Origin of the sequence: Nonomuraea salmonea, assembly GCF_042428605.1 — a bacterium.
Lineage (GTDB): Bacteria > Actinomycetota > Actinomycetes > Streptosporangiales > Streptosporangiaceae > Nonomuraea > Nonomuraea salmonea.
This window is the reverse complement of sequence record NZ_JBHMCF010000011.1, coordinates 414,770-437,629: the sequence shown is the minus strand read 5'-3', so window position 1 is coordinate 437,629 and position 22,860 is coordinate 414,770. Positions and strand designations below refer to the sequence as shown.

Here is a 22,860-nt window from a genome sequence, read left to right as displayed (position 1 = left end):
TCACCGACCGCCGGTGCCTGCCCGAAAGCTCAATGGACCTCATCACGGCATCCAGCACCAGGCGCCGCGCACGTGCGCTGGTGGGCTCTCGATGGGCCCGACGACGTGGCGAACGGGCTGTGCCTGTGCGCCATCCACCACAAACTGTTCGACAAGGGCGTCATCGGACTGACCGCTGAGCGCCCCATCGCCGTCTCGGCCAGGTTCGTCGGCCGCTCGCGAGTCGTCCCGGGACATGGTGCTCTCCCTGGCGGGCACGCCCGCCCGACAGCCCTAGCCCGGCCTGGACCAAGTCGAGCAGGGCCACATCGGCTGGCACAACCACCAGGTGTTCCGCACGTCAGCCCCAAGCCGCGCGAAGGGATGGCGATCGCGGACCTGTGCGGACTCGTCCGGCTCGTCAAACGCAAGCTGAATAACCAGGGCCGAGGGCATCTTGCCTCATTTCACAGCACATGCATCGCTTTTCAGCCGTGGATTCAGGCTCAGGACCTTGGTGTGCGATTTCTTCTACTGAGACTCCGTGCTATTGAATGTCCGTACTGCCTGGTCGTCATGGGGATTTGCGGCGGATGGCATGATGGAGCGCGACGATACGGCCCAGGGAGTGGAACACTTGACAGTGGACTTTTCCGTGGTTGATGGCGTCTGCACCACGTTCACCACCCACGACGACATTGGTTGTCGTGTCGCTGGTCGGCGCAGTTTCTCTCACGGTGGGCTACCGTTCGCTGGAGGCTCTCACCTCTAGTACTCCAGTGACATTCTGGTGTCTTGGGGCGTTGAGATCGCATGGCGACGGCCACCGCGTGATCATTCGGAGTTTGTGAAGACGATCAAAGATCGTGCGGTGGCCGCGAACCGCAGCGTAGACCCTGACGGCTGGATGGTCATCTGCACCAAGTTGCCGATTGACGCACGGTCTGGGTGGACGCGGTTTTCGGCTCGGCCGGTGGCCGGCAGTGGCGAGACTGCCATGTGGAGCAGAAACAGCCACGGGGGGCCTGAAGCCTGAATGAGGCCGGGCGGAGCTATGGTGCCCCGCCCGGTCCCGGGGTTTGGTCAGGTGGGTTGGTTATGGGCAGTTGCCGATATCGCTTTCGGAGGAGGCCAGGACGACGTTGGTCTTGGCCAGGCCGAGGGCGTTGACGGTGAGGTGGACGGCGTTGACGGTCAGGCCTGCGTCGGGGGTGGTGAAGGGGATCTGCTCGTTGAGGACGAGCTTGACGACGCCGACGTTGACGGTGGTGTTGGGTGCGATCTCGGTAGGTTCTGCGATGACCACCGTGTTGCCGACCTTGAGGAAGGCGATCGTGGTGGTTCCGCTGGATCCAGCGCAGGTGGTGGTGGAGCTGGAGTTGATGGTCTTGACGGTGATCACGGGAATGCCGGTGATCCCGATGGTGGTGTCGTCGATGGAGGCGGTGGCCACGGACTTGCCGGGGAATGCCGTGGTGGCGACCTGGGCGCACAGAGCGTGCCCGGTGATCAGTCCGCTGAGGGTGGCGGTGCAGGGCACCGAGGTGGTTTCGGTTGAGGTGGTGGAGATGTGGCCGGTGTCTGGGGTGGGCGCGATGTTGACCAATTGGATGCCGGCCAGAGAGGCGTCAGCGGCCAGGCCGTAGGCCCGTCCGGTGAGCTGCTGCGGCGTGACGATGACTTCTTCGTCGCCGCACGGTGAGGTCACAGAGTTGTTGTGGGCGTCGCCGCTGTAGGTGGCGGTCCACCGGTAGGTGCCGGCCGCGCCGATGGTCACGTCGCCGGATGCGGCGGTGCCGGTGCCGGACACCGTCCCTGTACGAGTCTCGATCGGCTCCGCACAGTCGGTGTCACCGGGCGCGAACAGCTGGAACGTGACGGTGCCTGTCGGGTGGTACCCGCCGGACAGGGTCGCGGTATCGGAGACCTTTCCGCCCGCGGGCACCGTGTCCGATGGCGTCGTGGCGATCGACGGAGTCGCCTTCGGGACGTGTTCGGTGATCGTTTCAGTGAAGCCTAGTGACAGGACGCCGTTGAGCAGGAAGTCCACCTTGCAGGTGATGGTGCTTCCCGGTACGGCTCCGGCGCCGATGGAGACGGTCTCGGTGAAGGCGGCATCTTCGCCGCTGGTCACCGTCCGGCTGTCCGGGGTCAGGGACACCGACAGGTTCGGGTCGCAGTCGCGCAACTGGTGGGTGACCGTGACCGGCAGGTTGCTCAGGGCCGCCAGGATGGTGTCGCTGACCTCCGAGGAGTCGATGCCGGAGAACAGCTGTCCACCCGTGGCGTTGGTGATCGCGGTCGCTTGCCCGGTCGAGTCCATCCCGGCCAGGTCGAACGCGAGCACGGTGATGTCGGCTGCCTGCAGGGCGCTGATCGCGTCCGCCAGCGTATGGCCGTCGCTGGGATCATGGCTGGGGGCGTCCCCGATCAGCAGCACGATCCGAGAGCTGTTCGGCCTGAAGTCGACAGCCCCGGACGCGACCTCGAACAGGCCATTGATGCCGTCCTCGGGGAAGTCGCCGCCGCCCGACGCGACCAGCGAGTTGAGACCGTTGGTGACGTCGGTGTCGTCGTCGGTGAGGTTCTGCGCCACCCGGAACGACGTCGCGTCCGCCACGTCCTTGTACTCGGCGACCGCGAACTGCGCGTCCGGCTGCGCCGAAGCCACGTTGGACAGGATCGCGTTCGCATTGGTCTGCACGTTCGAGATGACCCCGCCCATGCTCCCTGTCGTGTCGATCAGGAAGGTTATATCCGGTTTGGGTGGGATCACCGGAGTCGAGACGGTCTTGTCGATCTTCGTCGATTCGCCCGGGTCCAGGTTCAGCGTCACGTCCGCCGGGGTGACCCCAGGATCGGCGGACGCCGTCCCTGCCCCGGCCACCAGCATTGCACCGGCCATCGCCACGCACACGGCAGCCTTTAATCGTCGCGTCATTCTCACGGTGTGATTCCTTCTGTGTGGCGTTATGCCATAACGGATTTTGGGATCGCTGGCCGTGCAGAATTCCTGTGACTACGTCATACGGAATGCCCTCTCCTCACGTATTGGCGCGACAGGATACGATGTCGCATTGGTTGACACCCTCGGTGACTTTTCAGCGCCGGCCGTGATCAACGAGGCGAGGTGTGGCCACGGTCATAGGGTGACTGGTTGGCGAATCGTTGTAAATAGGACACTTACGGAAAGTCCCCCGGGTGGCCGCAGTCGGCCACTCCTTGCCGATGGGAGACTCCCACGAGAAGTGAGCTTCGCCAAGATCCTTTGGGTGTGCCCGATGAAATGAATAATTCTCAGATTGTCGCCTTCAAAGGGCGGCCGTTTTCGGTTCCTCCGGACTGTGTCCCGCACGAAAATACGGTCTCGCGCTCTTGACTGCGCCTTTTGCTGCATGAATCGGGGCAGCGGCTGCGACCGGACCTGCGCGAGCACAACTGCACCCTGGCCACGTCCGGATGGGGGCTGATCGTGCTGGAACGGGCGCGTCCCCAAGGGACGAAGGGCTGGACCGACAACGGCCGGACCCACGAGTCACCGCCCGCTCAAGCACCGGGCAGACAAGGAGACCCGCGAGGTACCGATCCCGCCGGTGCTGGTGGCCAATCTGCGCAAGCACATTGCGGCGTACGGCGTGGCAGACGACGGCAGGCTCTTCCGCACGACGACCGAAGGCTCGTACTCCAGCAGTGAGGCTTTTGCGTGCGCCCGGCAGGGCAGGAGGTGAAGCCGTGGCATAGCGGCTGATCTTTTGTTCGTAAGCTCGTCGTCGCTTGCCGGTGGAGGTCCGGTCCGGGTAGCCGCCAGGAGGCCCGGTAGCAGGCTGGCGGCTTCGTCCGGAAACGGGCGGGGTCGAAGCCCAGCGTCAAAAGCCCTGTAAGGGGGAGCGACGGTGCGGTCCGTAGCATGAAGCGAAGCCTGCGGCGTCGTTACTCAGCCCGCCCCCGTCGGGGTGGGACGAGGGAGTGCCGAGCCTCTCGAAATCGGGGCGAAGGCCGTGGACGCGGTGAAGAGCCTGGAAGCGCAGCCGTAAGGGACTCCCCGGCGTATGGGGCGCGGAACGCACCGATAGTGGCGGCGGGAACTGGGAGGCCCTCCCCGGCCCGGCAACCTGCGGATGATCGTGTTGCCGGAGCGTCGCGTCCTATAACCGATGGTCTCGGGAAGTGGACGTGTGCCGGGTGGGCGTCGGAGGCGGGCCGTAGTACCGCTATCAGCCGGCCGGACAACACAACCGGCGGCGATGGGAAGGGCCGCTGCTTCGTCGATGCGCAGCGACTGACAGGGAGGGACCCGGTGAGTGCCGGCCAGGCTAGTCCCGCCGCTTTGGGATCACGGGATCCACGGGTTCCGCGTGATCCGGTCCGTGCCCTGCAGCATGCGCTCTACCGGGCGGCCAAGGCCGATCCCGGGCGTCGGTTCCACGCGCTGTTCGACAAGGTCTTCCGCAGAGACGTGTTGCGGCGTGCGTGGGTGGCGGTGCGCCGGAACAACGGCGCGCCGGGCATCGACAAGACCACCCTGGCCGAGGTCGAGGAGTACGGCATCGACCGGCTGCTCGGCGAGTTGGCTGAACAGGTGCGGCAGCGGCGTTATCGGCCGTTGCCCGCGCAGCGGGTGCTCATCCCGAAGCAGGGCAGCGGCGAGATACGGCCGTTGTCGATCCCCGCAGTTCGTGACCGCATCGTGCAGGCGGCATTGAAGATCGTGCTCGAGCCGGTCTTCGAGGCCGACATGGCAACGCATCTGCGATCGGCCGGTGCTGTCACTGCTGCGGCAGATTCTGCGCAGCGGGGTGCTGGCCGCCGATGGGTAGGCGCGGCGCGAGGCCACCGGGACACCACAGGGCGGCGTGATCTCGCCGCAGCCATGCTCTCTATCATGGACATCCTCCCGGGGGCGAACCCCTGATCTCGGATGTCCGTCAAACCGGATCAAGCCCAGTTCTGGAGAGGGCGCGCCCGCAGGCTACGAAGCGCTGCACCGACTCGGGGCAGACTCACGAGTCCCGCAGTCTTAGGCATCGCGCGGACAAGGAGACGCGCGAGATCCCGATCCCGCCCGTCCTGGTGGCCATGCTGCGCGAGCACGTCGCGGCGTTCGGCACCGCCGAGGACGGGAGGATCTTCAGCACCGGAACCGGCGGCACCTACTCCAGCTCAGCGCACTCGTACGTCTGGCAGGAAGCCCGCAAACTCGCCCTCACTCCGGCTCAGGTCGCCTCGTCGCTGGCCGCTCGCCCGTACGACCTCCGCCACGCCGTGGTGTCGCTCTGGCTGAACGCCGGCGTCCCGGCTCCCGTGGATCGCTGCGACTTGTTACCGACTGTTCCCGCCCACCCGATCAAGTTCCTCGTCCAGAATCGGGCGCGCCACCTTTTCTACCGACAGTGCGGTTACGGGGCCGGTGCCAGGAGAAGGGGGCGGAGCTGACGGGCGAACTCGACGGCATCGGCTTGATGATCCCGTCCCGCTGCTCCCTTGACGATCTGGATGGCCAACATTTTGCTGCCGTCCGGTGTCCAGGCGAAGACCTTGCCCCCGACGAGGTTCCCGTTCGTGTCCTTTACTGGCGCGCTGTAACCTGGGCCGACGCCGTCAGGCAGGGCCACTCCACTATCTCTGGCTTTGCCGTTCTCCAGGCTCTGCAAGATTGACGGGTACGGGTCGTGCAGCTCGACGGTCATCAGCGCTTTATCGGTGATGCTCGGTGATTTACTGACGACGCAGTGCGAGAAGTCGCTCGCCGAGGTGGACCCGCTCGCGTAGAAGTCGCTCAATCCGATGGCCCGGCCAATGGCCTGGCTTGAGATCAGGCCACACTCCACAGGAGGTGCCGTCGCGCTGCCGAGCGGGCGGCTGTCCGTAGGAGGAGGCGATGAACAGGCTGCCAAGCCGATGAGGATGACAGCCCCGCAGGCTAGGGTCGACCCTTTTCTCATTCCTCTGCTTCCGGGTAGATGGGAACGTCCAGCTGGAACCCTTCCCAGACGGACCGGTCGACGTCGCGGAACACTGCTGAGCACAGACTTCGGGGACTTCGATGTCTCCTATCTCTGGGACGATACCGATCCGACGACGGCGCAGGCGGCAAGCGATCAGGGGGGCAAGAACGCACAGCGACTCGCTGGAGTCGCTGGCGTTCCGCCGCCTTCTGCCAACGACAAGTTCTGGCAGTACGGCTGGGACTTGCAGCCCCTCAAGAAGGACTGGAATGTGGGCATCGCCACCGCTTCACACTGGGACCCGCCCGCTAGATGCGAGAATCCTTGTTATCAGCTTCAGTGGCCAATCAGTCCCGTCAGGAATGCCATGAAATTCTTTCCGCGGGGCCGCACTTGGGGCACTGGCCCAAACGCGCCGAAAGCGAGTTGGACAACTGATCTCGCCAAGTACATCGTGAAGAATTCCAGAGCGTCAATTTCGTTCAACAGCTGCTTCAAGGTGGTAAAGCTGACGACCACGAACAGTATCGGTTTCACGATAGGCTTCGAAGGAAGTCAAGGGACCGGAGGCTTGAGCGGAAGCTATACGTCTTCGGCTGAGACGAAGGACATCTGCCACTCGGTGAAGCGCAATTGGGCCCACGGCTATGCGAACAAGCCGGTAACCTTCGATCCCGATACGGGAATGGGTGAGTGCGAGGACCTTGCGGGAAAGTTTGGCATACTCGCCTACCGCAGCGAGTTGACAGGAAGGCTCACCTTCAAGTTCTACAATTCCAACAAGGTCAAAGATATACAGGAGGTTGACAAGATCACGATCCGCTGCGACTGGGCTCGAGCCGACGGAAAGCTCCCTGATCTCGCGACGCATAATTGCATCAGAAGTAGTTAATCGTCGAAGTCCAGGAGGGGTTCGAGTCACCCCTCCTGGGCTTCGGCCACACCGAGTGGATGGTCGTGACAGTTCGTATTATGGCATTGATGGGCTTACTCATGACTCTGCTTGTCGCGTGCACTACTGTTCGCGGTAATGATGAGTATCAGCGTCGAAATATTACTTACACGGAAATCGATCACTTCGGCTACGTGATGGCTAATGCTTTTCGGGCCACTCATCCCGAGTACGCAGTGACCTTAGGAGAGCCCCTCTGGGGACGCCGTCCAAAGGAGATGGCCATCGAATTGAGGATAGTAGCGAATTGGGAGCCCGAGTCGAAGTCTGGCCGCACGGCCGCTCTCGCTATACGCCAGGACGAGTTTTCGGGCCGCATTTACTACTCCGCCCCCGAAGACCGCACGGCGGTGCCGGAGAGAGCCCTTCTCAATTCACTTGCTTCACGATCCCGGCAAGCAGTCGAACTCCGCACTACATTCGGGTCCCTCGGCCAAGGCGGCACGGATGAGCTTGTCGACAAGGGTGCCGTGGATGAGCAGTTGAAACAGGCAGGCCAGACCAAGGTAATAACTGTCGTTGTCGAACTCAGGGAACCTCTGACCGTGGCCGATGTTCGGCGTAAAGGATATCTGTCGCTCAACAAGGTGATCTTCGCTTCCGCAAAAGGCGAACCTCCCGTGTACTGGGACGGATTCACTACCTTCTGCGGAGACTGCTATGGCGACAGCGAGCGGATTACCAACGATTTTCGTTCGTGGGTATCCGCCTTGAGCCCGTCCGACGGGGATGCTCTAAGTCACTTCGGTCTCCGTCTCGAACGGCTCAGGGAAACCGCTCGTGCCGGGAAGATAGCTGGCTATCTCGTAAAGGAAGCGAACCCTGGCCTTCTTCGCCGGCTACTGCAGAAGGACTATGTCAGGACTCTGCATATAGTTCGCATCGACGAATACTGCGCGGACTATGAACTCGGCGAGTGTGTGCCGGGTCGTTGGCCCAAAGAGAACAGACTGGAGGGTGAACGGCTGCCCGGTTGACACCGCTCCAGCAACCTCGACAGGACCACCCGCCTGCTCGGCACCACTCCGCGCATGTTCGCCAGTGCGCGGCGCTACGTTATGGGCGGCCGCCCAGATAGCAGTCACACAGCAACCGCAGGATCTCCATATGGCCGCCACGTCCTACACCTGGTAGATCGTCATAGCGACTTCGATTCTGTGCTCCTTGAGCAAAACATAAAAGCGATCACTATTGATGCAGGCGAGGTGTTTACGACCTTCCTGTGAGGTTCGGCTGGCAATCAACCTCAGCGCGGATGGTGAACAGTTGCAGCAGGGCATCGGCTCATACTCATCAGTCGCTGCTGACGAGGCAGCCGTGAAGCGGCGGATGAGAACCTGAACGCGGACTTCCATAAGCGATCCACCGTTGTGTAGGCGTTGGCATTCCGCCTGCGACTTGTACGCGCAACTGCGGACTAGGGGTTCATGTCGTTAATGAGATCGCATAACGCGTTTACCCGGCATATCAGGCGTGCTTGACTTCAGCTTGGTAGGCACACCCTCTGGGAGGGTTTATGGGGGAGTTTGTCGGGATCGATCCCCTCGGCGCGGACAAGCTGATCCGCCAGATGGAGAAGGGGAAGGACATCCTCGGCAGGACGCGGCCAGGGCTCGAAGCGGCGATCTCCGACGCCGGTGCCGACTGGGCGGGCCGCGGGGGCGTAACCGCGATGCACCGCACGTGGGCGTTCTTCCACGAGTCGCAGCAAGACCTCAAGTGGCGTATCGACACTCTCAAACGACTGGTGCCGACACAGCAGAAGGGCATATTGACCGCCACACTGCCCTTCGACAGCCGGACGGAGGCGGAGCAGACGGCCAAGAAGGACGCTGCGACGATCCTTGGGGCACTCAAACGGCACGATGAGTTCCTCACCAGGGAGAGTTGGACCCAGGTGGAGAAGGCAGCGGAGGCGCTGAAAGGCCGTGTCGATGATCCGGCCTACGCTGCGGCGTTGTTATCTGCGCTTGGCCCTAAGGCTTTGCAGAAGCTGTTCCGCGACTGGATGAACACGCAAGCCCCTGGGGATCGCCGAGGACTGAGTACAGCGGCGGGTGAGCGGGCGCGCGACGGTTCACCGGGCCTCCTTGCGAAAGCCTTCGCGAGCGCCGAGGGATCTGGCCGGCTCGGCCCGGAGTGGAAAGAACTCGTCGAGACCGCACCGTCGGACATCCTGACGGCCCTGGTCACGTTGACCCCGCAGTCGAGTACCTTCCTCACCCGTGTGGCGACCAATCTGCTGAACCGACCGCCGAGCTCGGACTCATTCCCCACAGATCCCAACCGGAACCTGTACAACCTGGCCAAAGCATTCGCGGCGAGTCCCGAGGTGTTTCAGCGGTTCCTCGTCGAGCACCCGAAGGAAGGCGCGACGCTGCTTGACGCCTACACCATTAAGTCAAGCGGTGTCCCTGCTTATCAGGAAGCGCTGGCACAAGCGTTAGATGGAGCCCTCAAGCCGGGGTTCGGGGCGGATGATGTGCGTGAACGTGCCTGGTTGAACGTCATCAACATCGTCGGCGGCAAGGATTCTTCCTGGCTCGGCGGCGGTCTTGGCACTTTCCCCGATTCCCCGATCAGTCGCGCTCTGGCTAGGAACATGGGACCTATACTCGACGCACTTGCGAGGGGTGAGGCGGACAAGAGGGCGCGGGATGCCTACAAGCAGGCGGTTGCCGATAAGGCGTTGCACCCACCGCTACCGCCTCCCTATTTAGCCGCCCGAGCTCCTTGGAACACGCTCGACCCAGCTTCCAGCGCCCGATTCTTCGGCGCGTTGATGCAGGACCGGACCGCAGCCGACATATTGACGAAGTCAGCCAGAGAGTACATCGAGAGCATGGACATGGGCCAGTTTTCCCCTAGCGCTCGCGACAGTTACAGTTCGGCGGCGTTCTACAACTATGCGGCCAGGGCGGGAGGGATCTCCAGTCTGTTGATGTCTGGATCAACGTACGCAGAGTGGAGCGACGACGAATACGCGGATTGGCTTGCCGGCACGATCTTGATGCCGGTCGACTACGCCGACCAGTTCCTACCGCCAGTAGGTAGAATCGCTGGAACAGGCAAAGCAAAACTGCTCGACGAAATGAAAGAAAGATTGAAGAAGATCATCACAGACTACTTGGACGCGAAGACGCCAGATGAAGCAGGGGACGTTGCCAGCAGGTTAACGAACTTGCAGGTAGATGTGATGATCGAGTCACTCGAGGCGGCTGGGCACGGTCCTCTGTCATCGGATGAGCACGCCACGTTGCGAGATGCGGCGATGGGTCGGCTGGCCGGTGCTTTGACCAATGCCCTCGTGTTGAGAGGTGGTTGACCGTGCCTACAAGGGAACAACTGCTTCGCGAGGCAGCGGAGAGGGAGATGCTCGCCTCAAAATTCACCGACTACGCCGCCAGGCTCGCAGGCACTTTCGACGGAGTACCGTCGCGGCCAGGCGAGAGCGACTCCTTTTGGAAAGGAACGGCTGCGGACCGCTACCTCGCAGATGCTGTTCGGCTCAAGCGCGAGATGGACGATCTTGAAAGCTCATGCTTGGCGACGGCCAAGGCTCTCCGTCACCGAGCCGCTCAGCTCCGAGAGGCGGCTGCGCACGTGCCCGACGCGCTGTGATCGCAGTCAGCCGCCGCGGGGGTAGCACTCGGTCTTGCCGACGATCACAACGTTAGGTGCCGAATCAAGGCGCGTGAAGAGTATGTAGGTCAACCCGGCCTCCGGATTGACCAATACGGCCACACTCGTCTTGTCTTCCCGCAGGTCGAGATTGTCCACGATCTCGTCGTGATAGCCCCTACTGAAAAGTTCGCCCTTCAGTATCCCTACAAGGCTAGACGGGTTCTCCTTGGTCGCATCCACGAAGCTGGCCTTAGCCACGTAGGAACGTCGCTGCATGTCGGTTCCACAGGCGGAGATTCTGTCTGGACCGTCCGCCCGCTCCTGCGTCAGTCCCGTAACGCGGTCTTTCAACGAGGACACCACGGCGTCCCCGTCGCTCACCAGTGTTCTAGCCGCCTCCGCCAACGGCGGCGGCTCCGGCTCTCCTGAGCAGCTCGTTAAGGCCGCGAGACAGGCCAATATCGCGGCCACTACCTTCAAAGACGCACCATGGCGCACGATCGGACCTTATCCGAGCAAACTACGCTCGTACATCCCATTCGCCCCGTCCATAGCGAGCTTCGATAGAGGAGAGATCCGCTCGCGCATCGCAGAGCGACATGCTAATGGCGGCCCCATTCGGTCGGTGCCAGGCGTACAGCTAATCCAAGCAGGGTGTCGACGAGGTCATCGTGGGCCTGCTGATCGGGACAGACTCGCGCGCTGTCTGGTGTCCGACTGCGGAAAGCAGCGGTCATACGGGCCGCAAGGTGCCCGTCCCACTTCCGGGGAGCGGATACCCGGAAGCTCCGACAGGATCGCACAGAACCCGCTGAGACCGACGCCTCTCACCCGGGCCTGGCCCGGGAAGAACGCGGGCGACGTCGAACACGAGATCAGGCGGGTCGTCGGCAGGACGTGCGCGGAGCGTTTCGGCCCCAAATGGTACGAGGCCAACAAGGAACACTGCGACGAGTATCCTTTCGCCAGCACGTTGGAAGGGGCGGCCAATGACGACTTTGACTTCTCGGTCAAGCTGATCCCGGAATGCGCGAGCTGCACGGCCGATTCGACTCAGAGCATCTTCTGGATGCGGTACAAAGTGCTCCCTGGAGACACGTTCTATGTGAAGATCTATGACGGGCAGTAAGCGCTGAGCCGGCGGGCGTTCCAGGACGCCCGCCGGCCCCCCACGATGGAGACCGCGGCATGAGGGAAGACGACTTTGCCCATTACGAGGGGCTCGTCTCTGAGTGGTTCTCGTTCTCCGATCCGACCTGTCTGACCTGGTGCGAGGTATCGGGGCTGGACGACGTGGCGCGGGCTTTCGGCGCCGACCTCGCCGCGGCCGAGTCGATGAGCTTCGAGGACGCCCAGCTCGAGCAGTACAACGCGGACATTCCCGGCCTCCTGCCCATTCTGGTGGCCGGGACGATCGGTGACTGGATGCTGGTCGTCGAACCGAACGGGTGCCAGGGCGCACGGCCCGAAGTGCTGAAGGCGTTGTCGGCCCGGGGGCGGGTGGTGAACGTGCTGCTCGACGGAGGCCGGTACGACCGGCTCAGCTACGCCGCCGCCGGGCGGCTGCTCGCCGTCCGGCTGACGTCCTCCCCGTCCGGCTCCGGCCGGCTTCCGGGTGACGCCGACGCGGTCATCGACGCGGTCATCGACGCGGTCGGCACCGATGATGTCATCGGGCTCCAAGTCGCCACGCTTCTGGCGGCGGAGCACATCACCGGTGCCCGCCTCACGGAGGAGTGGCTGCTGGACGGCGGTCTCACGCGCCTGCTCGTCGAAACGCCGCTGCCCGCCGACATCGTTCCCGATCAGTTACGCGACCACCGAGTCCTGGACCGGCCCGACGTACGGGCCATCCTCGATGATCTGTCGCCTGGCAAGGTGGCTTCCATCCGCTATCTGATGACGGAGGCGGTGGTGCAGGGTTCGCAGCTGTCGCACCCGGCAGTGGATGAGGCGCTGGAGTTCCTGCGCGGCGACGACGATGCCACTCGGCGGTGGGAGGTTCGCCGCCAGGTGGCCCTGTTGCGCGAGGAGGTCTCACGTGAACCCGGCCCGGACTGGACGCCGCGCCGTGCGGCCGTGAAGGTGCTGCTGGACGCGCTGGGAGACGACCTCGCCGCATCCGCGGACGCGGTCGCGGGCCGCGCCTACATGGGACATCTCACCGACGATCAGAAAGCCGTCATCGTCATCATGAAGCGGTGCCTGCAGCGCATCGGCCGCACCGCGCCCTGAATGCGCGTCAGAGCTGGTGGCAAGCGGCAGGGCTGGTCATCGACGCGATGTGCTTCTGATCACTTGTCCCGTCGCTCAGGGTGTGAGCCGGGCGGCGGTCGATGCGGCGACGGACCTCGTCCGGTGCCGAAGTGATAGTCGATGCGCCGGGTGGCCTCGGCCCAGTCCTCCATCGAGCGGACCGCTGACAGAGCCTCCACGACGAACGGTTCGCTCCATCGTTCCTGGACGCGCTCCCCCAGCGTGCCGGCGTCCTCAGTGAGGAGACTGCCGACGATGCCCTCGTAGATGGGCGATGGTCCGCGGCCAAGGCGTTGCCCAGGGGAGCGACGACGCCCTCGATGGCGATGGCCGGTTGCCGTTCCGGGTTGTACGCACGTATTTGGCACGATCGACGGTTGCGTCGCCCGCGGCGCGGAGGCGCCCGTAGTGGGTTGTCGCTGCGTGGATGACCCGGAATCAGGGGTTGACCTGGGGGAATACCCCCAAGATCATCCCCCGTATGTCCCCTGATCATGGTCGTACGGCTGCGTACGGGCACTGCCCGCTGCCTATCGAGGGTGATCAAACGAAAGACCTGCGGCTGTGAAACCGCAGGTCAGGGGCCATATATGGCGATCTAGGTGAGTGCCCCCGGCAGGACTCGAACCTGCGGCACCCGCTTTAGGAGAGCTCGAGTCATTACTAGTCCAATATATCTATAAACGGACGATATGCGGTTGCTGCTCGACGTCTGTTGGACTCCTCGGCGAGGACCTTCCGACGCTTACCCCCGACGGATGTTTGGCCTGGTCGAAGCCCCTGAATGTGGCAGGAGGCACGCAAGGCGTTCCCGCTCCTCAGATGCGGGTGTTCATGCGGAATTAGTGCTGCTGCAGTCGGCTCAGTTTGCGGTGGCCTTGGCGTAATGGAACCCCGTGGGCGGGCGCAGGTGGTTTAGGCGCAGGCGGTTTAGACCCCAACCGAAGCGGAAATCGATCGCCCGGTCGTGGTAGAGCGTGGTGGGGGAGTAGTGATCCTCGGACTTATCGATGGACGAAGAGCAGGTCCGCCTGGTGCTCCTGTACGCATTTGACCCCTCCCTCATATGAGCGGGCCTGTCGACTCCGAAGGCGGCTGGCTCTTTGTTTTGCCGTAGCGGGCGTGGACATGCAAGGGCATCGATCCTCGGACATAAGGGGATGCGCTGTCGGGACATGTCTTGCGCTGACCACTGCTCTGATGTGTTCTGATCTCGAGCACAGAATCCCATGTCGCAACGTCGTCCTGGATCCTCAACAGTATCGGCGGTGAAGCGATCCGGTGGATTCCGAGGGCCTACCAGGGGAGATCCATGCGAAACCCGAGCGGAAGCTTGTTGCTCTTACCCACCCGGGCGTTACGCCGTGCCGTACTGACGGCGAGCGCTCTGCTCCTCACCCTCGCCGCCACGATTTTCGCCCTCGCCGTTCCGGCACACGCGGCTACGGAACTGCGTGTCTTGCAGTGGAACATTGCCGGAAACTCCTTCTCGCTGCTGCAAGACCCCAATGAGCCTGACAACGAGGGCACGATGCAGGTCGTCAGGCGCCTGCTCGAGGTCGCGGCCGGCAAGCAGCCGCGCCTGATCAGCATGAACGAGTCCTGCTGGCTTCAGGCCAAGTACGCGCGCCAGCAGCTTGCCAATAACTTCGGCGACGCCCAGGTGCAGTTCACCGACACCACGGGGTTCGACCCGCTCTGCGGCGCGGACAGCGGAAGCATCGGCGAATCCGGGCCCGCCCTCATCGCCGTGAACGCCGACGGTGTGTGGGACCGCCGCAACATCTACTTCAGCAACGATGACGGCTCGATCTCCCAGGAGGAGACGGGCAGAGCCGCCGCCTGCATGGTCGTATCGTTCGCCTCGACGCTCGGCCAGGTGGTTCAGGCCTGCTCCGTCCACCTGGAACCACAGCCGGAAGAACTCGCGCGAGCACAGGCCCAGGCACTGGTCCAGGAATTCGCCGACAGCCCCTATCCGGTCGTGCTGGGCGGAGACTTCAACACCACTCCGGAGTTCCTGCAAGGCGTGTACGCGCCCGAACAAGGCGGCCAGGGCGAATACCTGGATGTCGACCATCCCGCGAACCGGCCGACGGACTCCCATAACACGAAGATCGACTATATCTTCGGGGACCGAGACCATTTCTCGCCCACGCTGAGCGGCGAGGTGATCGAGCCGGGAGACTGCCCGACCTTCCCGTTCTTCCACCATCCTTGCTCGGACCACCGGATGGTGTTCGGCACGCTCACCTTCCGGGACGACGTGCCGGTGCAGCCCGAGCCCGGCGAGCCGCCCGCCAACGAGGATCCGGTGCCGGTGGACACCCCGCCGTTCGTCACCGCCGGAGCCGACATCTCGGGTGACGAGGGGGCGGCCATCGCCCTGCGGGGCGCGGCGGACGACGACCACGGCGCTCCCTCAGTGAGCTGGAGTTATCAGGCGGCCTCGGGAGTGGACGCGGGGGCGACCTGCCAGATCTCCGACGTTCACCAGGCTCGGACCACTATGACCTGCACTGACGACGGCACCTACACGGTGAGACTCTCGGCCGATGACGGCGTCAACGACCCGGTCTCCGCCACCGCCACGGTCACCGTGGAGAACGCCCCGCCGGTGCTGACGCTCGACGACCCCGCGCCCTGGGCGGTGTATCGGGCGGGAACGCAGGTGGACCTGGCGGCCTCCTTCACCGACTCCGGCGCGAACGACACCCACACGTGCAAGGTGACGTGGGACGACGGTGCACAGGAAAGCTACGCGCCTATCTCCGGCTCGTGCGACCGCCCGCACACGTTCGAGCATCCCGGCATGTACACGATTGACGTGACAGTGACGGATGACGACGGCGCGAGCGACAACGCCGAGGTGATGGTGGTGGTGTACGACCCGGACGCCGGGTTCGTCACCGCGGGCTCCACCATCCAGTCCCCCGCCGGCGCGCTGAGCGAGGACCCGGCCCACACTGGGAAGGGATCCTTCCAGTTCAACCCGAAGTACAAGCCACATGACGATGGCCCGGTGCCGGGAGGCGGCAAGGTGAGCTTCGGGCTTGCCGGCAGCGACCTGGACCTCGACGCCACTGGCCTGGAGTGGCTGGTGGTGACCCCGGACGGTAAGGCAGCCGTGAAGGGCACCGCCAAGGTCGGGGGCGACAGCGGGTACGGGTTCGTCCTGTACGGCTACGACGATCCGGACAAACTGCGCATGGTCGTCTGGCGGTCGTCCGACGGCCCCGTGCCGGGGAACAACCTGGTCTACGACAGCAACCGGGGCACCTCCTACGACCTGGACCAGGCGGAACCGCAGGCGATCACCTCGGGCAGCGTCCAGGTCCACCACTGATCCATAGGGCGCGCACGGGCAAGCCCGTGCGCGCCCCGCAGTTGGTTGCCATCCAGGAGTCTATTGGCGAGCGGCCAGGCGGCCCCCGGCGACAGGCTCCCCTCGGCGCGCAACGTTGCCGCCTCCCTCGGCATCAACCTGCACACCGTGCTGCGCGGCTGCCAACAACTGCGACGAGGGCCTGGGCGAGCTGCGCCGGGGCCGCGCGGCGGTCATCACCGGCACAGCCGACGCGTTCCGGCCGCGGCTCGTGGCAGCGGCCGAGGAGTACGTGCGGACCGCCCTGTAGGTCGGTGCCTCCGACGAGGACCTGCCAGAACCCGCAGTCGTCGACGCGACTGGCCGCCGGGCAGCCGCACTCCGCGCACGCGAGGTTCGAACCGTGCCGGCCGTCCCAGCCACGACAGCACCCGCCCAACCGCTCTGGGATGAAGACGGTTCCCCGGACGTCACCCGGCGCGATCCCGATCCTGTCCGGGGGTCCGGTGATGCAGTACATCTGCAGCCGGACGCGACGCTCTTCCGGCTCGGGCCGCAGGGTGGCCGGCCGTTTCCAGGGTCCACCACGTACGTTCCTGGCTCCAGAAGACCCATGCCCGGGCGGTCATAGCGGGTTGCCGGAGGCCGGAATAGCTCAGAATCAGGGTCTGGCCTGGGGAAACGACATCAAGATCATCCTGTGTTCGTCCCCTGATCATGATCTTACGGCTGCGTGCGGGCACCACTGGCGCCTATCAAGGTCGGCAAGCAAAGACCTGCGGCTGTGAAACCGCAGGTCAGAAACCATATATGACGATCTAGGTGAGGGCCCCCGGCAGGGTTCGAACCTGCGGCACCCGCTTCAGGAGAGCCGTTCTGGGTTGTCGAAGTGGGTGCGGGCGGACTCGATGTGGTTGAGGAAGCGCTGCGTCCAGTCGCACATGGCGTCCACCGTCGCCTGCAGGCCGCGTCCCGCCTCCGTCAGGGTGTACTCGACGCGTGGCGGCACCGTCGGGTACACGCGCCGTTCGACCAGGCCGTTGCGTTCCAGCATGCGCAGGTTCTGGGTGAGCATCTTGTGGCTGATGCCCTGGACCTGCGTGCGCAGCTCGCTGAAGCGCAGGGTGCGGTCGCCGAGTGCCTCGATGATCAGCAGGGCCCATTTGTTGGCGACGTCCGAGAAGATCTCGCGCGCCAGGGAGTCGGCCCGGCGCAGATCAGCCGCTGCCGGGCCGTCGAACTGCTTGCTCACCATTTGGTGCCCCAGTCACGGAAAAGTGCGTTCTTCCACGTCAGGGGACACTCTCCTACAGTTCCTCAGTAACCACAAGAGAGCTGAATCGAGGAGAAAGTCATGGCCGTCACATTGCTGAACCCGGACGGGCTGATCGAGTCGCCCGCCTACCGGCAGGTCGCGGTCGCGTCCGGGTCGCGGCTCGTCTTCATCGCCGGTCAGGTCGCCTGGGACGCCGAAGGGAAGACCGTGGGCGCGGGGGATCTCGCGGCGCAGGTCGAGCAGTGCTACCGCAACGTCGCCACTGCTCTGGCGGGGGCCGGGGCCACGTTCGAGGACGTGACGAAGCTGACCGTGTACGTCGCGGGCTGGAGTCCCGAGCAGATGCCGCTGTTCATGGAGGGGGTGTCGCGGGCCATGGCGGGGCTGGGGGTGACGGCGGCGCCGCCGGCCACGTTGCTGGGGGTGGCGGCCCTGCACGTACCGGAGCATCTGGTGGAGGTGGAGGCGATCGCCGTCCTCGACTGACCGAAGGCCCGTCCCCTCGTCGGACGGGTCACCACCACCACCGGTGAATGCTATTCCTGACGCCCGGAAAGCTTGTCCCGCTTCCGGCTGTCCCTTTGTGGCGGCGTTGCCCGGCCCGCGGATCCCTTCAAGCCGGCTTGACCTGGGAGGGCGACAGATCCAGAGGCCGGATCGGCACTTCGCTTACGCTGATTAATTGGGATACGGAGGGAGGGGTCGCATGCTTCCTGAAGTGCACGGATGGTTGCGACGCCGCACTTCGTCCGCCGGGGACTGGCCGGTCCGGGACCTGGTGGCCGCCAAGGGGGAGACCACGGTCAGCGTGGTGCTCCCGGCCCGCGACGAGCGGGAGACCGTGGGAGAGATCGTCGGAGTGATCCGGCGGGAGCTGGCTCCGCTCGTGGACGAGCTCGTGGTCATCGACTCGCGTTCGACCGACGACACCGCCCGGGTGGCCGCCCGGGCCGGAGCCAGGGTGCACGCTCAGGACGAGATCCTGCCGCAGCTCAAGCCGATGGACGGCAAGGGGGAGGCGCTGTGGAAGTCGCTGGCGGTCACGTCGGGGGACGTGCTCGTCTTCGCCGACGCCGATATCCGGAATTTCCGTGCATCATTCATCCTCGGAGTCTTGGGGCCGCTCCTCGCGGACCCGAGCGTCATGTACACGAAAGGGTGCTATGACCGCCCGCTGCACGGCACCCCCAACGGCGGCGGCCGCGTCACGGAGCTGGTCGCCCGCCCCCTCATCAACCTGCACTGGCCGGAACTCGCCGGTTTCGTCCAGCCCCTGGCCGGGGAGTACGCGGGCCGCCGCTCCGCGCTCGAACGCGTCCCCTTCCTCACCGGGTACGCCGTGGAGCTGGGCCTGCTCATCGACCTGCTGGAGCTGGCCGGGCTCGACGGGTTCGCGCAGGTGGACCTGGGCTCGCGCGAGCACGCGCCGCAGTGCACCGAGGCGCTGGGGCGGATGTCGTCCCAGATCATGCTCGCCGCCTGGTCACGGCTGGAACGCCAGGGCCGCATCACCGCGGCCGCCGCGCCGTCCTTGCGGCTCTCCCAGTTCAGGAGGGGGCCGGAGGGGCACGAGGTGCTCGTCCGCGACATCGGCATCGGCGAACGCCCACCCATGATCACCGTGTCCGCCTGATGGCCGCGTGACCCTACTCGCCGGTAAGGTGTTACCTCCGGTAACGGCGACGCGGTTCGAGAGGTGCGGCACATGGCGGGTTTCTGCCCGGAGCTCAGCGACGACGTCAAGGAGGTCCGCGACTGGGTGCACGCCTTCGCCCGGGACGTGATCCGCCCCGCCGGCGCCGAATGGGACGAACGCGAAGAAACCCCATGGCCGGTGATCCAGGAGGCCGCCAAGGTCGGTCTGTACTCGCTCGACTTCTTCGCCACCCAGTGGTTCGAGGAGAGCGGGCTGGCGCTGCCCGTGGCGTTCGAGGAGCTGTTCTGGGGCGACGCCGGCATCGGCCTGTCGATCACCGGCACCGGCCTGGCCGCCGCCGCCCTCGCCTCCAACGGCACCCCCGAGCAGGTGGGGGAGTGGCTGCCGCAGATGTTCGGCACCGAGAACGACGTCAAGCTCGGCGCGTTCTGCGCCTCCGAGCCGGACGCCGGCTCAGACGTCGGCGCCATCCGTACGCGCGCCGTCCGCGACGGCGGCGACTGGGTGCTGAACGGCGTCAAGACCTGGGCCACCAACGGCGGCATCGCGAACGTCCACGTCGTCGTGGCCTCCGTGGACCCCTCGCTCGGCACCCGCGGCCAGGCGTCCTTCATCATCCCGCCCGGCACGCCCGGATTGTCCATGGGACAGAAGTTCCGCAAGCACGGCATCCGCGCCTCGCACACGGCCGAGGTCGTCCTGGAGGACGTACGGGTGCCCGCCTCGTGCCTGGTCGGGGGCGAGGAGAAGCTGGAGGCGCGGCTGGCGCGCGTACGGAAGGGGGAGCGGGCCGGCGAGCAGGCCGCGATGCGCACCTTCGAGACCACCCGCCCCGTGGTCGCCGCCATGGCGGTCGGCATCGCCCGCGCCGCCTTCGAGTACGCCAGGGACTACGCCCGCGAACGCACCCAGTTCGGCCGCAGGATCGGCGAGAACCAGGCCATCGCCTTCCTCCTCGCCGACATGGCCACCCGCGTCGACGTGGCGCGCCTGCTCACCTGGCGCGCCGCCTGGATGGCCCGTAACGCCCGCCCCTTCGAACAGGCCGAAGGCTCGATGTCGAAACTGGTGGCGGGAGAGACGGCGGTCTGGGTGACGGAACAGGCCATCCAGATCCTGGGCGGCGCGGGTTACACCCGGGAACACCCGGTGGAACGCTTCCACCGCGACGCCAAGATCTACACCATCTTCGAGGGCACGTCGGAGATCCAGCGCCTCATCATCGGCCGCGCGGTAACCGGCTTGCCCGTCCGCTGACAAGTTCGCACGTCAGAGTGGCTACGACCAGGACACTCTGCTCGGCGATCAGACGGACCGCGGTCTGCCACACTGCTGGAGCCGGCGATCGGCGCCGTCGGGGGTCACGGACGGCCGGTCGACTTCATCACGCGTTGACCGGCATGACGGTGAACGCCTCACCGGCGGTGCGGTTGATCGCAAGGGACCACCTGGCCCCGCGGGCTCCAGCCGGCCGGCCGTCGCGTCAGTGCTTGAGAGATAGGCATCCCAGGTGCTTCTGCAGGTGCGGCGCATGAACCTGGTGGGCTTTTCCTTCTGCTCCAGCTCGGGACCCCTTCACACGCGAAGCGGAGCCGAGAAGACAGCGGCGTGCGCGGGGCCTCGATCAGGTATCAGGGCCCGGACGGAGGGCAGCGCGCCGAACTGATCTTCGAGCCGGAAACCTACCGTTTCCTCGGCTCCGTGCCGAAGACCCCGGCCGGCACGCCCGATGCGGTGACCTGCTGAGGGCCGGACGCCGCGTCGCACACTCCCCAGGCACAACGGGAGGAGGTCAGGCAGGGCCACGGCGCCGGTGATAGGCCCAGGCCAGGGCGAGCGTGATCGGGCCCCACAACGCCATCGGGGTGAGGCACACCATGCTCAGCACCTCCCACCAGCCGTTCTCGTACGCGATGCGGTCGGAGACGCCGGCCCACGTGAGCGCCATCCAGACGGTGAGAGCGGCCAGGAGCAGCCCGCCTCCCGTGGCGGGGACGACCGCCGCCATGGGCGGCACGCGTCGCCCGCCGATGGCCGGGATCCAGCCGGGGACCACCTCTCCCCAGCGCCGCACCAGGCCGATGCAGAGCAGCGCCGCCGCCTCGGTGAGCACGCTGAGCCCGAAGACGTACGGGATGGTGATCCACAACGGCGACGGGGGCGTGTCGTTGAGCTGGCCCATGTCGAAGTGAAAGGCGAACGGCAACCTCCACAGGCATGAGGGGAGCAGCAGCCAGGGCAGCGCGTACGCGGCCCGGAGCGCCCAGCGCGGGACGGGTCGTTCGGTGTCGCTGGTGGCCGGGGCCGTATGGAGGTGCTTGATCGCCATGGCCGTACCCTCTCCGGTCCTCGAGGAGGACGGATCACCTGTAGAGGTGACGCGCCCTCCCCCGAACGAGCCAGACGAGTCCCGCGCCGCCGGCCGCAGCCAGCCATCGGGCGGCGGGCGGGCCGGCGTCCTCCGGCTCCGGGGCATGGACGGGCAAGTGTGGCGTTATTTCCTGAAGCCCCGGATGACCACGCCTGCCACGCTCACGATCAGTCCGGCGGCGAGGACGCCGAATCCCTCCATCGCCGTGGGAGGTGGCCAGCCTTTCGCCGCCGGCTCGGTGATCGACATCTCCCCGTTCCACAGGGGGAACGCCGGGGAGAAGAACATGTCGAGGCCGGCGAACGCGGGGGACATGCCGCCGCGCGACGATCCGCCCCCGGCGGCCACCATCATCATGGAGATCCCGACGCTTCCGAATATCCATACTGGTGCGCGCTTCTCGGCTGAAGCCGCGGATCGCCGGGCGTCCGCGGCCGGCCGTACCGGACGAAAGGGTCACCAGCGGCGGTAAACCTCCTCGGCCCAGCCGTACAGACCGTCGATCTCCACCGTCTCCCCGTCGTCGGCCACCACCGTCCCCTTGTAGTGGCCGAAGGCCTGGGCTTCGCGGCTGCGCATGTACAGGGCGCGGCGGACGTCGGACTCGCGGACGTGTTCCGGGGTGAACGACAGGTCCACACGGTCGCCGGTCACGTGCCAGGGCGCGTGCCAGTCCGTCGTGTCGTAGCGCCACACCAGCTCTTCGCTGATCTTGTGCAGGCGGCCGTCCAGGAACAGGCCGTTCTCGACGCTGCCGGTGCCGTCCGTCCACTTGCCGCCGATCTGCAGGGCCACGTCGCGCCCGCCGGGGCGGCCGGCGGCGGCGCCCCAGTTCCAGATGATGGGGGAGGGCCAGCGGCCGCGGCCGAGGTCGAGGGTGGCCAGGGCTGAGCCGGCCGAGAAGGTACGGGTGCGCCCCTCCACGCGTACGGTGCCCTCGGCCGGCCGCCCCACGTCCTTGACCGTGTACTGGAAACGGCGCGGCGACCACGGCACCACGAGCGAGAGGCTCTCGCGGCCCGGCACCCGGTGCACGAGCAGGTCGGCCTCCAGGGAGGCGGAGCGGAGCCGCAGGCGGGTGCCGGCGGCCGTCTCGTCCACGTTGATGCGGACGGCCCCGGCCCCGATGCGGACGCTGCCCTCCCCGCTGCGCTGCGAGAACGACACCCCGTGCGCGGGCACGAGCAGCCCCCGGGCACCTACCTGCCGGCCGGTGCGCCGGTCGAGGAAGAAGGCCGACTCGCCGGCCAGGTAGTCGAGGCTGCTGGCGCTGAACGCGAACACCATCTCGGGGCTGGTCACGCACCAGTAGTCCCAGCGCATGGTGCGGCCCCAGCCGCGGATGTTGGCCCGGTGCAGCGGTGTGCGGCTCCAGCCGACGGCGTCGGGGTTGAGCCGTCCGTCGGGCCGGCACAGGTCCACCCGGGCGGTGATCTCCCGCTCGCGTACGGCGCGCGGACTCGTCGTCTGCATGG

Annotated in this window: 19 protein-coding genes and 1 pseudogene; 13 read left to right on the top strand and 7 right to left on the bottom strand. The window is 65.6% G+C overall.

The window, feature by feature from the left end:
* Positions 1 to 60 precede the first annotated feature (60 nt).
* Positions 61 to 415, top strand: a pseudogene (locus ACFFR3_RS12395) (HNH endonuclease); the annotation flags it as partial.
* A 660-nt stretch (positions 416 to 1,075) separates the two neighbouring features.
* Here the strand turns inward: ACFFR3_RS12395 and ACFFR3_RS12390 are convergent.
* On the bottom strand, positions 1,076 to 2,884 hold the full coding sequence (locus ACFFR3_RS12390; RefSeq protein ID WP_379483379.1) for a choice-of-anchor P domain-containing protein: 1,809 nt from the start codon (positions 2,882 to 2,884) through the stop codon (positions 1,076 to 1,078).
* A 1,392-nt stretch (positions 2,885 to 4,276) separates the two neighbouring features.
* Between ACFFR3_RS12390 and ACFFR3_RS12385 the strand changes: the two genes are divergently transcribed.
* Positions 4,277 to 4,891 (top strand): hypothetical protein, encoded by a 615-nt coding sequence (locus ACFFR3_RS12385; protein ID WP_379483137.1) that lies wholly within the window; start codon positions 4,277 to 4,279, stop codon positions 4,889 to 4,891.
* Positions 4,892 to 5,055: 164 nt separating this feature from the next.
* On the top strand, positions 5,056 to 5,412 hold the full coding sequence (locus ACFFR3_RS12380; protein WP_379483136.1) for a site-specific integrase: 357 nt from the start codon (positions 5,056 to 5,058) through the stop codon (positions 5,410 to 5,412).
* On the opposite strand, the gene ACFFR3_RS12375 is transcribed toward ACFFR3_RS12380, so the two are convergent.
* Entirely contained in the window at positions 5,376 to 5,759 is a 384-nt protein-coding gene (locus ACFFR3_RS12375) for a hypothetical protein (RefSeq protein ID WP_379483135.1), read from the bottom strand. The two genes, ACFFR3_RS12380 and ACFFR3_RS12375, sit on opposite strands and share 37 nt — an antisense overlap.
* Positions 5,760 to 5,775: 16 nt before the next feature.
* Here ACFFR3_RS12375 and ACFFR3_RS12370 point away from each other — a divergent pair, with 16 nt between their 5' ends.
* From ACFFR3_RS12370 to ACFFR3_RS12360, 3 genes are all read left to right on the top strand, one after another.
* Positions 5,776 to 6,816 (top strand): hypothetical protein, encoded by a 1,041-nt coding sequence (locus tag ACFFR3_RS12370; RefSeq protein ID WP_379483134.1) that lies wholly within the window; start codon positions 5,776 to 5,778, stop codon positions 6,814 to 6,816.
* Positions 6,817 to 7,094: 278 nt separating this feature from the next.
* The gene (locus tag ACFFR3_RS12365) at positions 7,095 to 7,853 is read left to right on the top strand and encodes a hypothetical protein (RefSeq protein ID WP_379483133.1); all 759 of its coding nucleotides are present in this window, start codon (positions 7,095 to 7,097) and stop codon (positions 7,851 to 7,853) included.
* 539 nt (positions 7,854 to 8,392) lie between these two features.
* Positions 8,393 to 10,201 carry a hypothetical protein gene (locus tag ACFFR3_RS12360; RefSeq protein WP_379483132.1) on the top strand — a complete coding sequence of 603 codons (1,809 nt, stop codon included), beginning with the start codon at positions 8,393 to 8,395 and terminating at the stop codon, positions 10,199 to 10,201.
* A gap of 302 nt (positions 10,202 to 10,503) precedes the next feature.
* Here the strand turns inward: ACFFR3_RS12360 and ACFFR3_RS12355 are convergent, their stop codons facing one another.
* The gene (locus tag ACFFR3_RS12355; protein ID WP_345402541.1) at positions 10,504 to 10,980 is read right to left on the bottom strand and encodes a hypothetical protein; all 477 of its coding nucleotides are present in this window, start codon (positions 10,978 to 10,980) and stop codon (positions 10,504 to 10,506) included.
* Positions 10,981 to 11,125: 145 nt separating this feature from the next.
* Between ACFFR3_RS12355 and ACFFR3_RS50245 the strand changes: the two genes are divergently transcribed.
* From ACFFR3_RS50245 to ACFFR3_RS12345, 3 genes are all read left to right on the top strand, one after another.
* On the top strand, positions 11,126 to 11,629 hold the full coding sequence (locus tag ACFFR3_RS50245; RefSeq protein ID WP_446686040.1) for a NucA/NucB deoxyribonuclease domain-containing protein: 504 nt from the start codon (positions 11,126 to 11,128) through the stop codon (positions 11,627 to 11,629).
* A gap of 59 nt (positions 11,630 to 11,688) precedes the next feature.
* Complete coding sequence (locus ACFFR3_RS12350; RefSeq protein WP_345402544.1) at positions 11,689 to 12,735, top strand: DUF6461 domain-containing protein; 1,047 nt, start codon at positions 11,689 to 11,691, stop codon at positions 12,733 to 12,735.
* A gap of 1,333 nt (positions 12,736 to 14,068) precedes the next feature.
* Complete coding sequence (locus ACFFR3_RS12345; RefSeq protein WP_379483131.1) at positions 14,069 to 16,102, top strand: PKD domain-containing protein; 2,034 nt, start codon at positions 14,069 to 14,071, stop codon at positions 16,100 to 16,102.
* Between the two features lie 841 nt (positions 16,103 to 16,943).
* Here ACFFR3_RS12345 and ACFFR3_RS12340 read toward each other — a convergent pair.
* Positions 16,944 to 17,336: a winged helix-turn-helix transcriptional regulator gene (locus tag ACFFR3_RS12340; RefSeq protein WP_345402562.1), complete on the bottom strand. Its 393-nt coding sequence runs from the start codon at positions 17,334 to 17,336 to the stop codon at positions 16,944 to 16,946.
* Between the two features lie 99 nt (positions 17,337 to 17,435).
* Here ACFFR3_RS12340 and ACFFR3_RS12335 point away from each other — a divergent pair, with 99 nt between their 5' ends.
* The 4 genes from ACFFR3_RS12335 to ACFFR3_RS12320 all read left to right on the top strand — a co-directional run bounded on the left by ACFFR3_RS12335 (position 17,436) and on the right by ACFFR3_RS12320 (position 20,760).
* Positions 17,436 to 17,843, top strand: a complete 408-nt coding sequence (locus tag ACFFR3_RS12335; RefSeq protein WP_364376903.1) for a RidA family protein — start codon at positions 17,436 to 17,438, stop codon at positions 17,841 to 17,843.
* Between the two features lie 220 nt (positions 17,844 to 18,063).
* Positions 18,064 to 18,990 carry a glucosyl-3-phosphoglycerate synthase gene (locus ACFFR3_RS12330; protein ID WP_364376906.1) on the top strand — a complete coding sequence of 309 codons (927 nt, stop codon included), beginning with the start codon at positions 18,064 to 18,066 and terminating at the stop codon, positions 18,988 to 18,990.
* Between the two features lie 72 nt (positions 18,991 to 19,062).
* Positions 19,063 to 20,271 (top strand): acyl-CoA dehydrogenase family protein, encoded by a 1,209-nt coding sequence (locus ACFFR3_RS12325; RefSeq protein WP_364376909.1) that lies wholly within the window; start codon positions 19,063 to 19,065, stop codon positions 20,269 to 20,271.
* A gap of 351 nt (positions 20,272 to 20,622) precedes the next feature.
* Positions 20,623 to 20,760 (top strand): hypothetical protein, encoded by a 138-nt coding sequence (locus tag ACFFR3_RS12320; protein ID WP_345402568.1) that lies wholly within the window; start codon positions 20,623 to 20,625, stop codon positions 20,758 to 20,760.
* Positions 20,761 to 20,806: 46 nt separating this feature from the next.
* On the opposite strand, the gene ACFFR3_RS12315 is transcribed toward ACFFR3_RS12320, so the two are convergent.
* The 3 genes from ACFFR3_RS12315 to ACFFR3_RS12305 all read right to left on the bottom strand — a co-directional run bounded on the left by ACFFR3_RS12315 (position 20,807) and on the right by ACFFR3_RS12305 (position 22,858).
* On the bottom strand, positions 20,807 to 21,343 hold the full coding sequence (locus tag ACFFR3_RS12315; protein ID WP_364376912.1) for a hypothetical protein: 537 nt from the start codon (positions 21,341 to 21,343) through the stop codon (positions 20,807 to 20,809).
* Positions 21,344 to 21,508: 165 nt separating this feature from the next.
* The gene (locus ACFFR3_RS12310) at positions 21,509 to 21,742 is read right to left on the bottom strand and encodes a hypothetical protein (RefSeq protein ID WP_364376915.1); all 234 of its coding nucleotides are present in this window, start codon (positions 21,740 to 21,742) and stop codon (positions 21,509 to 21,511) included.
* A gap of 99 nt (positions 21,743 to 21,841) precedes the next feature.
* Positions 21,842 to 22,858, bottom strand: coding sequence for a DUF2804 domain-containing protein (locus ACFFR3_RS12305; RefSeq protein WP_379483130.1), 1,017 nt, complete (start codon positions 22,856 to 22,858; stop codon positions 21,842 to 21,844).
* Positions 22,859 to 22,860 lie beyond the last annotated feature (2 nt).